The following is a 16,359-nucleotide window of genomic DNA, read 5'->3' on the forward strand; positions in this document are numbered from 1 at the left end:
TATAGATTGAAACCTACTGAAAATCCAGTAGGCTTTTTGCGTTTCTTGGAGGTATCTAATGGCTAAAAAGTTATTAAATATCACTGAGATTGAGGATAGAACCAAGGTTTTAGTAGAGAATCTTAATGAATCGACATTTATTATTGATTTTATTTCATTATTTGACATTACTAAAACGACCATAACAAGAGCAAGTAAAGTGGCATCTGATGATTTTATAATAAAAAATAAATTATACTTTCGTAAAGTTGAAAATCAGCCATTACTTGCTCTGACTGAGATTGATAAAGAGTTGGAGGGGCAGGTTCGAAAATCTCGATTTATTATTACAACAGATTTTCAAGAATTATATGCAAAGGATACACAGACAGGTCTAACTCTAGCAATTTCTTTTAATGATTTACCAGCCCATTGTGATTTCTTTTTACCTTGGAATGGAATTGAAAAGATTGATTATGATAAGGAAAACCCTGCTGATGTAAAAGCGGCAGAGCGTTTCACCAAACTTTATGATGAACTAATTTCTATCAATCCTGAACTAGCAATCACTGAAACTGATGGTAAATCATTTAATTTATTTTTGATTCGTGTTCTTTTTCTACTATTTGCAGAAGATACAAATATCATCTCCAAGGGAGCTTTCACAAATGTTATTAAGATGAGGACATCCGAAGATGGTTCTGACTTGAATGAGTGTGTTAGAAAACTATTTACTGTTTTAGATATGCCTGAATTTAGTCGTCAGGATTTGGAGTCGTGGTTATCAGATTTTCCTTATGTAAATGGTAAGCTTTTTTCAGAGCCACATCATGACCTTATTTTTAATAAAAGAACTCGTCAACTACTCATTGAAGCAGGGGAATTGCTCAACTGGAATGAAATCAATCCAGATATTTTGGGATCAATGATCCAAACTGTGGCAAATGCAGAAGCAAGATCAACATCGGGTATGCACTATACTAGCGTGCCCAATATTATGAAGGTCATCAAACCACTATTTTTAGATAATTTACGAGTAGCATTTACGGAATTAGAAGAACGAGCTGATTATTATATAGGAGGTGGTGACTTTAGCGATGAACATCGTCGCAAGGAATTGCGACAAATCTTACCTAAGTTAGAAGATTTACTTACTCGTATGGCCTCTATCAAGTTTTTAGACCCTGCCTGTGGTTCTGGAAATTTCCTCATCATTACCTATAAAGAACTTCGTCGTTTAGAAATCAATATCTTAGTCAAACAGCGTGAAATTCGTGAAGCCTTGAATGAAAAAGCTGTTTATCAAGGAGAATTGATTGCTGATGCGTCTAAGATTTCTCTATCCCAGTTTTCAGGAATTGAATTGGATGATTTCGCTCATGAAGTAGCAAGGCTATCCTTGTATATAGCGGAACACCAGATGAATGTGGAGATGGAAGAAGCGCTTGCTGATGTCCATCCAAGACTATTACCCTTAAGAGAAGCTGGAAATATCGTTTGTGGGAATGCCCTAAGAATTGACTGGGAAATTGTGTTAAATGCTAAGGCAGATGACGAAGTTTATATATTTGGGAATCCGCCGTATATAGGCTCTAAAAAAATGACCTTGGAACAAAAGAAGGAACTAGAAAATGTGATTTGTTCAGAAATTTCTTCTAAAAAATTAGATTATATTTCGGGATGGTTTTATAAGGCAACTCACCTTATTTATGGTAAAAATGCTCAATATGCTTTTGTAACAACAAATTCAATAAATCAAGGTGAGCAAGTTTCAATTTTGTGGAGTGTTCTTCTACGATATGGCCAAATTTCCTTTGCATATCAATCTTTTAAATGGAACAATAGCGCGGCCCATAATGCAGGGGTTACAGTTACGATTATTGGATTTTCAAATAAAAATGATAAGAAAAAAATTATATATAGTGATAAGGGAGAAAGTTATGGAAAGAATATAAATCCCTATCTAGCTTTCGCAGATGATATTATTGTATCTAATCACAATGATTCAGAGAAGTTAAATAATTTTCCAAAAATAGTCTTTGGGAATATGCCAAGAAGTAAATATCTAATATTGACAAATGATGATAAAAATAAATTAGTTCAAAGATATCCTGAAACTGAAGTGTATTTTAAAAAGTATATTGGAGCAGATGAGTATATCAATGGAAATTTTAGATATACTATTTGGATTGATCAAGATGAATATACTAAATTAGATAAGATCCAGGAATTCCATCAATTATTTGAAAATGTAAGGCAAGAACGCCTGAATTCTAAGGCTGCTGGAACAAGAGAAACTGCGTCTACGCCATGGAAATTTGTACAACGAGGTGAATACGACGAAGCATATGAAAAAGGAGATATAGAAGGTTGTCAAGCCATTATTGTTCCACGTGTATCATCAGAATCTCGTACTTATGTACCTATGGGATTTATTGAAGATGACACAATTGTATCAGATTCTGCTATGGTTATTTACAATGCTCCTATTTGGCTTCTTGGTATCTTAGAATCCAAAATGCATATGGTTTGGTTAGAATCTATTGGAGGAAAATTAGAGACACGTTTGCGTTATTCAGCTGGACTGGTTTATAATACATTCCCAATTCCAGAACTTTCAGATAGTCGGAAAAATATGCTTGAAGAAGCTGTTTTTGAAATGCTGGATGTTCGAGAAGAAGAAGGTGGAACCTTGGCTGAATTGTACGGTGGAGCCAATAAACCGATGAACGAACGTCTTCGTCAAGCACATGAAAAAATTGATGGTATCGTAGAACGTGCCTACCAGCAAAAGCCTTTTGAATCAGATGAAGAAAGGCTCAGTGTCTTATTGAATCTGTATAAAGAAATGACAGAAAAGGAAGCGAAATGACCTCAAATATATTTGAAATTAATTACAATGGTACAGGTGCTAGTCAATCTAATAATGCACTTGGTATGCGTGAAATGCAGGAGCGGGTATATGCTAAGAGAACTTCTCAACACTTATTGATTAAGGCGCCTCCTGCATCTGGTAAGTCGAGAGCTTTGATGTTTATTGCTCTTGATAAATTACATGCTCAAGGTCTGAAAAAAGCTATTATAGCTGTTCCAGAAAGATCTATCGGAAAATCGTTTCGTTCAACAAAATTGACAGATTATGGTTTTTACTGGGATTGGGAAGTTCTTTCCAAAAATAATTTGACTGAACAAGGGACCAGTAAAAGTAAGGTAAAACAGTTTGTAGACTTTATGCATTCAGAGTCTCCTGATGATAGAGTTTTAATCTGTACGCATGCCACCTTGCGTTTTGCTTTTGAACAGCTGGCTGATAGTGATTTTAATGATGTTCTTTTAGCTATCGATGAATTTCATCATGTATCTCAAGATGATAATTCAGTTTTAGGAAATGCCTTAAGAAACATATTAGCCAATTCAACAGCCCATGTAGTAGCTATGACGGGCTCTTATTTCCGTGGAGATTCTGTACCTATTTTGGCACCTGAAGATGAGCAAAAATTCGACAAGGTATCCTATACTTATTATGAACAGTTGGAGGGGTACAAATATCTGAAAAGTTTTGCCATGGGCTATAACTTTTATCGTGGTCGTTATACGGATGCTTTGCACGAAGTACTGGACACGAGCAAGAAAACCATTATTCATATTCCCAATGTAAACTCAGGTGAGTCAACCAAGGATAAGTATGATGAAGTTGACCGAATTTTAGACGAACTGGGGCAAGCAGTTCCAGATCCTAAGACTGGATTATGGTTAGTTACTGAGGAAACAGGTCGTGTATTGAAAGTTGCAGACCTTGTCACAGAAGAAGAACGTGAAAAAGTACAGGATTACCTAAACAAGATGAGCAGTTTAAATGATCTCGATATCATTATTGCACTTGGTATGGCTAAAGAAGGTTTTGACTGGCCTTATGCTGAGTATGCTTTGACGATTGGCTATCGTCAGTCGCTAACAGAAATTGTTCAGATTATAGGTCGAGTAACACGCGATAGTTCCAATAAGTCACACGCTCAATTTACCAATCTCATTTCTCAACCAGATGCTCAAGATGATGAAGTTTTCTTCGCTGTGAATAATGTTATGAAGGCCATTACAGCTAGTCTATTGATGGAGTCTGTTTTAGCGCCAAATTTCAAGTTCAAACGAAAAGACCGAGAAGACCAGAAATCTTCTGGTGCCGAAATGTTTGTTAAAGGCTTAAAAGAGCCTAGTACACAGAGAACAAAGGATATCATAGAAAATGATTTGAATGACTTACGTGCTAGTATATTGCAAGAACCGCGTATCCAAACTGCAATTGCTGCAGGAACGGATGCAGAAGTCATTAATAAGCAGATGATTCCAGCCATCATTAAACAAATCTACCCTGACTTAAGTGGGGCTGAAGTTGAAGAAGTTCGTCAACAGTTTATTAGTCAATCGGTGGTTCAATCAGCTGAACGGAAAGAGGGAGTAGGGCAAACAGATTTTCTAAAAATGGCAGATAAATTTGTGAATATTGATGAGTTATCTATTGATTTGATTGATCAGATTAATCCCTTCCAGAGAGCTTACGAAGTTATATCACGTGAAATTGATGCTCCGACTTTACGTCTGATACAAGATTATATGGATGGTCAGAAGATGGAGTTTTCTGAAGAAGAACTGTTAATTCTTTATCCTCAAATTAAGCAATTTTTGAAAGAAAATGGTCGTCATCCAGATAAATCAAGTCACGATAAGTACGAACAGAGACTTGCTTATGCTTTGTTACAATTATCTCAGATGAAGCTGAAGATGGAGAGCGGTAATGACTGATTTCAAAAACTTAAATGACATTTTTAATGATTCTGATTTTGAACATTTAATAACTCCTTTAAAACCTAAGAAAAAAATAGTTACAGATCATGAAGTAGAGAAATTTTTAGAAATTATAGATTGGGTGAGAGAAAATAATGGGCAAGAGCCACAAAAGTCTAGAAATATTAAAGAACGCAGTTTATTTTCTCGATTGAATGGTATTAGAAAATCTCCTAATAGCATCCGAAAGTTAGAACCTTATGATGAATTTGGGCTACTAAAAATAGATATAGTTGAGTCCGAGACCCCTATTTCAAGTCCTGCTAGTTTAACAGATATTTTATCAGATAAATTGTTTGAGTCAGTAAATGGTGCTGAAAAATCTTTATTTGATGTCTCACGTTATAAACGAACGATTCAAGCGCGTGATAAAACACGAACACGTAAACGGATGGGAAATTTTGAAGATTATCAGGGATTATTTACTCGTGTTCATGATGAAATTAGTGAAGGTCGTCGTCAAGTCAGAAAGTCTGATGTGATAAAAGAAAAAGAAATTAAACCTGGTATGTTCTATGTGGATAATGGAGTAATGGTTTATGTTGTTTCTAAAGGAGAAGACTTCACTGATAAGAATGGTTATACTAATGCTGAACTTCATCTCGTATATGAAAATGGTACAGAAAATAAGAAGGCCTTACTCCGCTCTTTTGTATCTAATCTGCACGATAGAACGCGCCATGGACGAATGGTAACAGAATTGATAGAAGATGTGATGACTGTTATCAGTCCAAGCGAACGAATTACAACTGGATATATCTATGTAGTGAAATCTTTGAGTAGCAATCCTCAAATTGCCAACATCAGTAATCTCTATAAAATCGGTTTTACACAGGATCAAATTGAAAAACGGTTAGCAAATTCAGAAAGAGAAGGAACCTATCTTTTTGCTCCTGTCCGTTTAGTAGCTAGTTTTGAGGTTCAAAATTTCAGCGCTCGAAAATTAGAAACTACTCTTCATCATTATTTTGCAGACAAGCAGTTAGATATGGAATTAATAGCACCAAATGGAGATAGCTTTGTCCCTAAAGAGTGGTTTCTAGTATCGCTAGATGAGATCCAAGAAGTGATTGAAAAAATTGGCTTAATGATTTAGTTGGATAAGGGGGTAAAATTCCCTCTTGGGATTTAAGGAAACACAAAATAGAAAGAAAAGGAATATACAAACATGGAAAACAATAATACAAACTATAAAATCTTTAAATTCTTGGGGATTGCTGTGGTGCTATTTTATGCTTTTATCTTTATTGGTAGCAGTTTTTCTACTGCTGGGGTAAAAGATGCACCAAAAATTGAGTATACTAGCGACTACTTAAACCAGAAAATGGATTTAAGAGACTCCGAGGTATTGGGCAAGTTTTGGAATGATGAAGGGCACTATCTCGTAGTATATGACGAAGACACAAAATCCCCAAAATTGTTCAAGATAAGCTACTCTGAGTGGAATCTTATCAGTGTAGGGGGGACATACTAAACAGCGCTGGAGGGTTTTATATAGCCTTCTAGGGCTATGCTAGATAGAAAGATTTTAGAAATAAATTAAATATTACTACTTACATTTCGAAACTAGTAGTTAAATTTTTAAAAGGTCTTCCCTCCTACCTCACTACTATTAGTTAAGATGATTTCCAGTTGACGCAAGCTTAAAAAAACGTTATAATAAGAAAGTTGAGAATTGATTTTCAATTATCTTAGTCCAGAGAAATGGCGGTGCTGCGAGCCATCTAAGCTAGAAAGTCATGCTACTCAATCATACAATTGCATAAGAATAAGAGAATGACAAGTTCATTGAATGAAGGTGGTACCGCGGTTTTTCGCCCTTCGTGATATGAGCTTGTCTTTTGATTTTTGGAGGTGTTGATGAAAACATTTCTTGTCAAACAAAAGTTTCGTCTTGGAGGCGAACGCTTCGCTATCAAGGATGACAAAGGAGAAATTGCCTATCAGGTGGAGGGATCATTTTTTAAGATTCCCAAAACTTTTACCATCTATGATGCGACTGGTGAACAGGTTAGTCAGATTAGTAAAGAAATCTTGACCTTGCTACCTCGTTTTGAGATTCAGCTTTGGGATGGCTCGAGTTTTGTCATTCGCAAGAAGTTGACCTTCTGGCGAGATAAGTATGAGTTTGATAATCTAGGTCTTCGTATCGAGGGCAATATCTGGGATTTGAATTTCAAATTGCTGGATGATCGCGATCAGCTGATTGCGGAAATTAAGAAGGAACTCTTCCATCTGACCTCTACCTATAGCGTAACGGTTCTGGAGGATGCTTATGCAGACCTAGTCATTTCCCTCTGTGTCGCGATTGACTATGTGGAAATGCTGGAAAGCCAATCACATTAAACAAGTAAATAAGGAGACAATATGAAACAACTATCTAGTGCACAAGTACGCCAAATGTGGCTTGATTTCTGGGCGACCAAAGGTCACTCTGTAGAACCATCAGTGAGCTTGGTTCCTGTAAATGACCCAACACTTTTGTGGATCAACTCTGGGGTAGCAACCCTTAAGAAATACTTTGACGGAACCATTATCCCTGAAAATCCACGTATTACCAATGCCCAAAAGGCTATCCGTACCAATGATATTGAAAACGTAGGGAAGACTGCACGTCACCATACCATGTTTGAAATGTTGGGGAACTTCTCTATCGGAGATTACTTCCGTGACGAAGCCATCACTTGGGCTTATGAGCTTTTGACAAGCCCTGAATGGTTTGATTTTCCTGCTGAAAAACTTTACATGACCTACTATCCAGATGATAAAGATTCATACAACCGCTGGATTGAAGTGGGAGTGGATCCAAGTCACTTGATTCCAATCGAGGACAACTTCTGGGAAATCGGTGCGGGACCTTCTGGACCAGATACAGAAATTTTCTTTGACCGTGGAGAAGCTTTTGACCCAGAAAATATCGGTATTCGCCTTCTTGCAGAAGATATCGAAAATGACCGTTATATCGAAATCTGGAACATTGTTTTGTCACAATTTAACGCAGACCCTGCTGTTCCTCGTAGCGAGTACAAGGAATTGCCACACAAGAACATTGATACGGGCGCTGGTTTGGAGCGTTTGGTGGCCGTTATCCAAGGTGCTAAGACTAACTTTGAAACAGACCTCTTCATGCCAATCATTCGTGAAGTGGAGAAATTGTCTGGTAAGGTTTATGACCAAGATGGCGACAACATGAGCTTTAAGGTCATCGCTGACCACATCCGTTCCCTTTCATTTGCCATCGGTGATGGTGCTCTTCCAGGAAATGAAGGCCGCGGTTATGTCCTTCGTCGTCTTCTCCGTCGTGCTTCTATGCATGGTCAAAAATTGGGAATCAACGAGCCTTTCCTTTACAAACTCGTTCCAACCGTTGGAAAAATCATGGAAAGCTACTATCCAGAAGTGCTTGAAAAACGTGACTTTATTGAGAAAATTGTTAAGAGCGAGGAAGAGTCATTTGCTCGTACCCTTCACTCAGGTCAACACTTTGCCCAAGGCATTGTAGCTGACTTGAAAGAAAAAGGTCAATCTGTCATTGCTGGTTCAGATGTATTCAAACTTTATGACACTTATGGATTCCCAGTTGAATTGACTGAAGAAATCGCTGAAGAAGCTGGGATGACTGTAGACCGTGAAGGATTTGAAGCAGCCATGAAAGAACAGCAAGAACGCGCGCGTGCGTCAGCTGTTAAAGGTGGTTCAATGGGTATGCAAAATGAAACCCTTCAAAACATCACTGTAGAAAGTGTCTTCAACTACAATGCTAGCCAATTATCTTCTAAATTGGTGGCTATCGTGGCTGACAATGCAGAAGTAGAAGCTGTATCAGAAGGAACTGCCTCTCTTATCTTTGCGGAAACGCCATTCTATGCTGAAATGGGTGGACAGGTCGCTGACCACGGACAAATCTTGGATGAGTCAGGTAAGGTCGTGGCTACTGTGACCAATGTTCAAAAAGCACCAAACGGACAAGCTCTTCACACTGTTGACGTCCTTGCACCGCTTGCCTTGAACCAAGAATATACCTTGGCAATTGATACCAATCGTCGTCACCGTGTCATGAAAAACCACACTGCGACTCACTTGCTTCACGCTGCCCTTCACAATATCCTTGGAAGCCATGCAACTCAGGCAGGATCTCTTAATGAAGTTGAATTCCTTCGCTTTGACTTTACCCATTTCCAAGCTGTGACTGCTGAAGAATTGCGTGCGATTGAGCAGCAAGTCAACGAAAAAATCTGGGAAGCTCTTGAAGTGAAGACAGTTGAAACGGATATTGACACTGCCAAAGAAATGGGTGCTATGGCCCTCTTTGGTGAGAAATACGGCAAGGAAGTTCGTGTCGTGACTATCGGTGACTACTCTATCGAGCTTTGTGGTGGTACCCACGTTGGCAACACTTCTGAAATTGGCCTCTTCAAGATTGTCAAAGAAGAAGGTATCGGATCAGGAACTCGCCGTATCTTGGCAGTGACTGGTAAGGAAGCCTTTGAAGCCTACCGTGAACAAGAAGACGCTCTTAAAGCTGTCGCAGCAACCTTGAAAGCACCTCAACTTAAAGAAGTACCTCACAAGGTAGAAGGACTTCAAGAACAACTTCGTCAATTGCAAAAAGAAAATGCTGAATTGAAAGAAAAAGCCGCAGCTGCAGCAGCAGGCGATATCTTCAAGGATGTGAAGGAAGTCAATGGTCACCGTTACATTGCTAGCCAAGTATCTGTATCTGACGCTGGTGCCCTTCGTACTTTTGCGGATAACTGGAAACAAAAAGACTACTCTGATCTTCTTGTCCTAGTTGCCGCTATCGGTGACAAAGTCAATGTCCTTGTAGCAAGCAAGACAAAAGACCTTCATGCAGGAAACCTTGTCAAAGAATTGGCACCAATCGTCGATGGACGTGGTGGTGGTAAACCAGACATGGCCATGGCAGGAGGAAGCAATCAAGCTAAGATCCAAGAATTGTTGGATGCAGTAGCAGGTAAATTGTAACCAAGTAATACTCTTCGAAAATCTCTTCAAACAACGTCAGCTTCACCTTGCCGTAGGTATAGGTAACTGACTTCGTCAGTCTTATCTACAACCTTAAAACTGTGTTTTTAGCAGCCTGCGGCTAGCTTCCTAGTTTGCTCTTTGATTTTCATTGAGTATAAAGATCTATCCATTTGGTGGGTAGGTCTTTTTTGACTACAAAAAAGCCAAATCCGTTTGGACCTGACTTGATTATTATGAACTATTAGATTGTATTGGCTGCCCAGACACTTACCGAAGCAGCTGAGACTGGGAATTGTCCATAACCTTCCTCATCAATTGTAACTTGACCTTGGTGGTTGCCAAGTAAATCTACAAAGGTTTGGTTAGCCCATTCTTGGCCGACAAACATTGACTTGCTGTTTTCTTGGTCATTTGAGATAAGGACTGCGATTGGGGATTGATTTTCAGCACCTGAACGTACCCAACCGATACAGTTTGCGTCATCAAAGTAGTCTGTTTGTTCTCCATAGGCCAAATCTTTTCGGATGGTTAGGAGGCGGTCAAGGACTTCTTTGAAATCTTGTTGAGCATACTGCCCTGAAATCCCATAGTAGTCTCCGTAAAAGACACATGGAAGGCCGTCTTGGCGTAATAGAATGAGGGCATAGGCTGCTGGTTTGAACCATTCTTCAACAGTAGACTCAAGAGCCTGACCACGTTGGGTATCGTGGTTGTCGACAAAGGTTACAGTCTTGTAAGGTTTGAGTTCAACCAAGCTATCTGTGAAAATACCACGAAGGTCATAGTTTGCGCCAGCTTGACTGGATTCAAAGAGATTTTGGTGGAGACGAACATCAACAAGGTCGAATCGTTCTTCCGTTTTTTCAAGATAGTCTAGATTGGCTTCCTTGTCAGGATTCCAGAATTCACCAAAAACATAGAAATCCTCACCGTATTTTTCCTTCATATCACGGATAAAATTGCTCATGAAGAAAGAGTCAATGTGTTTAACGGCATCCAAGCGGAAACCAGCTACACCAGTCGTTTCCATGAACCAGTCAGCCCAGTCATAGATATTTTGGATGACTTCAGGATGTTTAAAGTCTAGGTCGGCATACATGAGGTAGTCATAGTTACCGTTTTCATTATCGACTAATTCCTCATTTGCCCAACCCTTGTTGTCCCCTTGAATCAGATAAATCCCAGACTTGCGGCGTTTGGCATCGTAGTCTGTACCTGTGAAGTGGTACCAGTGCCAGTGGAAGTCATTGTAGGTATCTTGGCGACCATCGAAGGTAAAGCTAGTCCAGCCATTGATGGTGAAGGGTTCACCAAGTTCAACTGTACGGTCTACAGGATCCACTTCAATAACCTGAAAGGCTTCCATGTGATCAGCAGCAGCCTTGTGATTGAGCACCACATCTGCCATAGGTTGAATTCCCTGCGCTTTTAGGGCTTGAATAGCTTGAAGATAGTCTTCTTTAAAACCATATTTGGTGCGGACAGTGCCTTTTTGATTAAACTCTCCTAAGTCGAATAAGTCATAGATCCCATAACCTACATCTTTTTCATTGGTAGCCTTGAAAGCTGGTGGCATCCAGACATGACTGATGCCGAGATCAGCTAGGTGTGGAGCATCTTCAGCTAGACGCGTCCAGTGCTGGCCGTCGTGGGGCAGATACCATTCAAAGTATTGCATGAGTGTTTGATTTTGCATGATGTTTCCTCTTACTTGTCAATCTTGTTCTTTATTCTATCATAAAGTATCGGTTAGCTCAAACGTTTGCGTAAAACTGAATAATAAGTTTTTGACTATTTTATATAAAATGTTGATTTTTAAAATGAAAGCGCTATAATTATAGTAAATTACATAGATAAAGAGAGGAGATTTCTCATGATTGAATTTCAAAATGTTAGTAAGTTGTATGGTGATAAAGAGGCTTTAAGCAATCTCAATTTGCAGATTGAAAATGGGGAGATTATGGGCTTGATTGGCCATAATGGGGCTGGAAAATCGACCACCATAAAGTCTCTAGTCAGTATCATTTCACCAAGTAGTGGTCGTATTTTGGTAGACGGTCAGGAGTTATCGGAAAATCGCTTGGCTATCAAACGAAAGATTGGTTATGTAGCAGACTCGCCTGACTTATTTTTACGCTTAACGGCCAATGAATTTTGGGAATTGATTGCTTCATCCTATGATCTGACTAGCTCTGATTTGGAGGCTAGTCTAGCTAGGCTATTAAGTGTTTTTGATTTTGCTGAAAATCGCTATCAGGTTATTGAAACTCTTTCTCACGGAATGCGTCAGAAAGTCTTTGTCATCGGAGCACTATTGTCTGATCCTGATATTTGGGTCTTGGACGAACCCTTGACTGGTTTAGATCCTCAGGCTGCCTTTGATTTGAAGAAAATGATGAAGGAACATGCACAAAAAGGGAAGACGGTCTTGTTTTCAACTCATGTCCTAGAGGTAGCTGAGCAAGTCTGTGATCGGATTGCCATTTTGAAAAAGGGGCATTTGATCTATTGTGGTAGCGTAGAGGACTTGAGAAAAGACAATCCAGACCAGTCTTTAGAAAGTATCTATCTTAGCCTTGCTGGTAGAAAAGAGGAGGTTTCAGATGCGTCTCAAGGTCATTAAAAAATTAGTTGATATCAATATCCTCTATTCATCTCAAGAAGCTAATCTGGCTAACCTACGAAAGAAGCAAGCTAAGAATCCTGGAAAAAAAGTAAATGTTTCCGCTAGAGTCCTAAGTTCTTACATTTTTTCCAGTCTTTTATTACTTATCTTTTTTAGTAATATAGCCTTTCGTTTTCCTTTTGAGGAAAGTCCTGTTCATTTTAGTTTCATGGTTGCTATTTTTCTAGTGCTTGCTTTTTCAACTTCTTTCACTGCATTTTACAATGTCTTTTATGAGAGTAAGGACTTGGCATCTTATAGGCCCTATGCTTTTAAAGAATCAGAGATTATAATTGCTAAAGGACTGTCTGTCCTCTTGCCAGCTCTAGCTGGAATTGTACCAATCCTAGCTTATTTTCTAGCCCTCTACATTAGGCTAGCTCCTTCTCTTTGGCTGGGTTTTCCTTTGATGCTACTGTCCTTGACCTTATTATTTGTCTCTGTGACTCTAGTGATGGTAGTGGCAGTACATTTCTTGGCTCAGACTACGGTCTTCAGAAAGTATCAGTCTATTTTTTCGAATGTGATGATTGGGATAGGAGTTCTCATACCTTTAATATTTGTCTTCTTTCTACAGTCGACTTCTGGAGTTATAGTTGACAGAGTTAGAGACATTCCACCTCTTCTTTATCCTATTCATCTCTTTTACAAAATAGCAGTGGAGCCTTTTTCAACAGAAGCCATCCTGGGTCTGCTCGCTTGGATAATTCTAACTGTTTTCTTGCTTTACCTGACCAAAAAGAAAGTTCTTCCTCATTTTTATGACGTGATCCTACTTAACAGTGAGGAGAAGGTCATAAAAGAACGTCGCAGTAAGGAGGGGCTCTCAACTACTAAAAAGGGCTTTTTCCGTATGGTTTTACGCTACCACCTCACCCTTTTGGGACAGGGGACTGGCGTGATTACAGTGCTTTTTACAAGTGCTTTCCTTCCTTATCTCATGATGATCGGTCTGATTTCCAACATCCGAGATTCTCAGATAGTTCCAGACATTCATCCTCCATACTGGTTACCCTTGTTTTTTATAGGTCTCTTTCTAGCTGTTGTCAATAACAATATCACCAGCCTGCATTCAATTGCCTTATCCTTGGAGAGGGAAAATGTTGATTTTCTGAAGAGTTTACCCTTTGACTTTGCTCGTTATGTAAAAGTGAAATTTTGGATTATATTTGCTGTCCAGTCCTTTTTACCAGTTCTGACTTTACTTGGTCTTTCTCTATATTTAGGCTTGCCCATCCTTTCGATGATTTACCTTCTTGTAGTCTGGACCCTTGCCAGTGTCATCCTTTCTTGTCACCATTATTTTAAGGATGTGAAGAATCTGTCAACCAATTGGAGTAACATTACGGACTTGGTAAACCGTTCAAATCGTATAGTAGCAATTGTTTTGATTTTGGTTTATAGTGCAATCCTAATGGCCCTTGTAATAGGGAGCTTATTCTTGGTTCAGTCTCTCTCCACTATCTTTGCCATCAGCTTGGGAGTAGGAGTTCTTATCCTTCTGCTTGGTCTTGCTATATTTAGCTATCATTACTACCTGTCACGCATATTAGCAGAAATAGAAAAAAGATGAGGTAGTTTGTCGCTTACTTGATAAATTTTATAAAAAGAAATGCTCCTCCAAGACGGAAGAGCATTTTTATTGTGATTTTGATTCGGTTTCTGCCGACTCTGGATGGAGTTCTTGGTAACTTGGTGCCTTGAAAAGGTCAGCACTGGTCTTACTTTGTCGTTGGCTAAAGAGGCTAGTTGACTGACTTCCTTTTTCCTGTTCAATCTTTTGCAGAATTGGCAAGGAATTGAGGTAAGAAATACTTTCTGTATCAACTTTTCCAAGATGATCTGCTTGGTAGAAACGTATCAAATCACCAGTTTGAATCTGGTCGCTGATTTTTAGCTGTTGACTAGCTGCTTGACGAACAATTTCTAGTTCAGTCTGAGCTTGTTCATCAAGATTGCTGATTTCAAGACCGCTCTCAGTGTAGTAGGTTCGTCCGTCATAACTGGTGTATTTTGGTGTGACGAAGGAATTGGCAGTTCGAAAGGCAATGATTTCTTGATGATCTGGAGACAGGAGGTCTTGTCCAACTTGAAGGAAGGAATTGGACTTAATACCAAGGAGGTGTTCGAGAGTCGGTAAGATATCGATTTGTCCACCGTAGGTATTAATGATTTGCCCTTTTTTATAGCCAGGCATGACTACCATAAAAGGCACTCGTTGCAACATGGCATTGTCGTAATTCGACCAGTTTTCAGAAGTCTTGCCAATCAAGGGAGCGAGGTCAGGATTGCGGGAGTTAGAAATTCCATAATGGTCTCCGTAGATGACGATGATGGATTTTTCATAGAGGCCGCTTTCTTTGAGATAGTCAAAGAAGGCCTTGATAGCACTATCCAGATAGTTGGCTGTTTGGAAGTAGCCGTTGATCGTTTCGTCTTTGGTTTTGGCCAAGGGGAAACCAAGCTCATCGCCAGTCAGATTGCTAGCATAGGGATAGTGATTGGACACCGTGATATACTTGGCATAAAAAGGCTGCTGCAAATGCTCCAGATATTGGATAGAATCTTTCATCATGATTTTATCATTCAAACCATATTGGAAAGAATTGCTACTGTCTTGCTTGGTAAAATAGGAAGCATCAAAGAAGTATTGGTAGCCCCATTGTTTATAGGTCGTATTCCGATTCCAGAAGGTCCCGATATTACCGTGAAAGACGGCACTCGATTGATAGCCGTTTTTTGATAGGATAAAAGGAGCAGCCTGCTGGGTATTGGTACCACCGTAATTGACCATGAAAGAACCTTGGTCAAGTCCAAACAAACCGGTCTCTAGCATGGTTTCCGCATCTGAGGTTTTACCAGCCTTGACTTGGTTAAAGATATTCGAAAAGGCTAGGGTTGCTTGCGAATGGTAGAGGGAATTAAGGAAGGGAGTGACTTCATGCTCAGTTCCATCTATGTTGAGTTTATAGTCAAGAAGAAATTGCTGGAAGCTCTCCAAGTGGAGATAAATCACATTTTTTCCTTTGGCCAAGCCAAAATAGTCTGGATTGGGCTTAGCAGAATGTTCTTGAATATAATCTGTAATAGGTTGAAGATCAGTCTCAGAAGCCTTAGCACGTTCTTTGTTTGCGCTGTATGATTGGTTGGCACTATAGCCTAAAAAGGCTGGCAAACTGAGGGCGCGGACAACATAATAATTCGAAAATCCTCGCGATAGGAGATCGGGACGTTCGATTTCAGCCAAGAAAAGATTAGCAGAAAAGAGCAGGGCTGAGAGAGCTGTGATAGCAACACTGGAGCGGAATTTGAAAGGTCTCCTATCCAACTGGATGAGCTTCTTATAGAGAAGATAAGCCAGCAATGGGAAATCCATAAAATAGATGAAATCCCAAAAGCGTAGTAACTCTAGTTCGGCAGTACCAACAGACACCTTGCTGACCACTTTCATGGTATTGGCCGTGATAAAGTCACTAAATTCTCGATAGTAAAAGATATTGGAATAAAGCCAAATGAACAAAAGGCTATAAATAGCTATACTAAGGCCATAAAAGATCTTGGTTGACCGAGCATAGAGGGCTAGAGCCAGCAGGAGGAGTCCCAAAGGAAGGGGATTGAAAAAAGCGATAAAGGCAAGGTAATTCCCTTGCAGCTTGCCCAATTGAATATCTAAATTAAAGTCAACGGTATAGGCTAGTAAGGTTTTGAGCCAATAGAGGATTAAAAGGGTTAGGACAAAACCCAGTCTGGTACCCATGGCTTTTTGGATTTTGTTAAAATTGATTCTCACACAATTACTTCCTAAGTTTTTATTAGTATTAGTATACCATTTTTTAAAACTAGAGTAAAAAAGCAAGGGTAGTTTCTTTTTTGAGAATTGTCAC

General features: G+C 39.3%; 10 protein-coding genes. 8 read left to right on the plus strand and 2 right to left on the minus strand.

All coding sequences use genetic code 11. The annotated features are described in order from the left end of the window. The first annotated feature begins 58 nt into the window (after positions 1-58). The 6 genes from SM12261_RS03390 (at position 59) to alaS (ending at position 9,807) form a co-directional block, all read left to right on the plus strand. On the plus strand, positions 59-2,851 hold the full coding sequence (locus SM12261_RS03390) for a class I SAM-dependent DNA methyltransferase (RefSeq protein ID WP_001085248.1): 2,793 nt from the start codon (positions 59-61) through the stop codon (positions 2,849-2,851). After that, positions 2,848-4,779 carry a DEAD/DEAH box helicase gene (locus tag SM12261_RS03395; protein WP_000203250.1) on the plus strand — a complete coding sequence of 644 codons (1,932 nt, stop codon included), beginning with the start codon at positions 2,848-2,850 and terminating at the stop codon, positions 4,777-4,779. The genes SM12261_RS03390 and SM12261_RS03395 overlap by 4 nt, the downstream gene beginning before the upstream one ends. Then, positions 4,772-5,917 carry a GIY-YIG nuclease family protein gene (locus tag SM12261_RS03400; RefSeq protein WP_000129158.1) on the plus strand — a complete coding sequence of 382 codons (1,146 nt, stop codon included), beginning with the start codon at positions 4,772-4,774 and terminating at the stop codon, positions 5,915-5,917. The genes SM12261_RS03395 and SM12261_RS03400 overlap by 8 nt, the downstream gene beginning before the upstream one ends. Positions 5,918-5,989: 72 nt before the next feature. Further along, on the plus strand, positions 5,990-6,295 hold the full coding sequence (locus tag SM12261_RS09475; RefSeq protein ID WP_000429945.1) for a hypothetical protein: 306 nt from the start codon (positions 5,990-5,992) through the stop codon (positions 6,293-6,295). A gap of 386 nt (positions 6,296-6,681) precedes the next feature. Further along, positions 6,682-7,167, plus strand: a complete 486-nt coding sequence (locus SM12261_RS03410; protein ID WP_000847050.1) for an LURP-one-related/scramblase family protein — start codon at positions 6,682-6,684, stop codon at positions 7,165-7,167. Positions 7,168-7,188: 21 nt separating this feature from the next. After that, on the plus strand, positions 7,189-9,807 hold the full coding sequence (gene alaS / locus SM12261_RS03415) for an alanine--tRNA ligase (protein WP_000811735.1): 2,619 nt from the start codon (positions 7,189-7,191) through the stop codon (positions 9,805-9,807). Between the two features lie 244 nt (positions 9,808-10,051). Here alaS and SM12261_RS03420 read toward each other — a convergent pair whose 3' ends face one another. Then, positions 10,052-11,506, minus strand: a complete 1,455-nt coding sequence (locus SM12261_RS03420) for an alpha-amylase (RefSeq protein ID WP_001181037.1) — start codon at positions 11,504-11,506, stop codon at positions 10,052-10,054. 177 nt (positions 11,507-11,683) lie between these two features. Here SM12261_RS03420 and SM12261_RS03425 point away from each other — a divergent pair, with 177 nt between their 5' ends. Both SM12261_RS03425 and SM12261_RS03430 read left to right on the plus strand, forming a co-directional pair. Beyond that, entirely contained in the window at positions 11,684-12,433 is a 750-nt protein-coding gene (locus SM12261_RS03425; RefSeq protein ID WP_000569200.1) for an ABC transporter ATP-binding protein, read from the plus strand. Further along, the gene (locus SM12261_RS03430; protein ID WP_001237553.1) at positions 12,414-14,048 is read left to right on the plus strand and encodes a hypothetical protein; all 1,635 of its coding nucleotides are present in this window, start codon (positions 12,414-12,416) and stop codon (positions 14,046-14,048) included. Before SM12261_RS03425 ends, SM12261_RS03430 begins: the two co-directional genes overlap by 20 nt. A gap of 66 nt (positions 14,049-14,114) precedes the next feature. Here SM12261_RS03430 and SM12261_RS03435 read toward each other — a convergent pair whose 3' ends face one another. Then, complete coding sequence (locus SM12261_RS03435; RefSeq protein WP_029689639.1) at positions 14,115-16,232, minus strand: LTA synthase family protein; 2,118 nt, start codon at positions 16,230-16,232, stop codon at positions 14,115-14,117. Positions 16,233-16,359: the final 127 nt, after the last annotated feature.

This window comes from Streptococcus mitis NCTC 12261, from assembly GCF_000148585.2.
Taxonomy (GTDB): domain Bacteria; phylum Bacillota; class Bacilli; order Lactobacillales; family Streptococcaceae; genus Streptococcus; species Streptococcus mitis.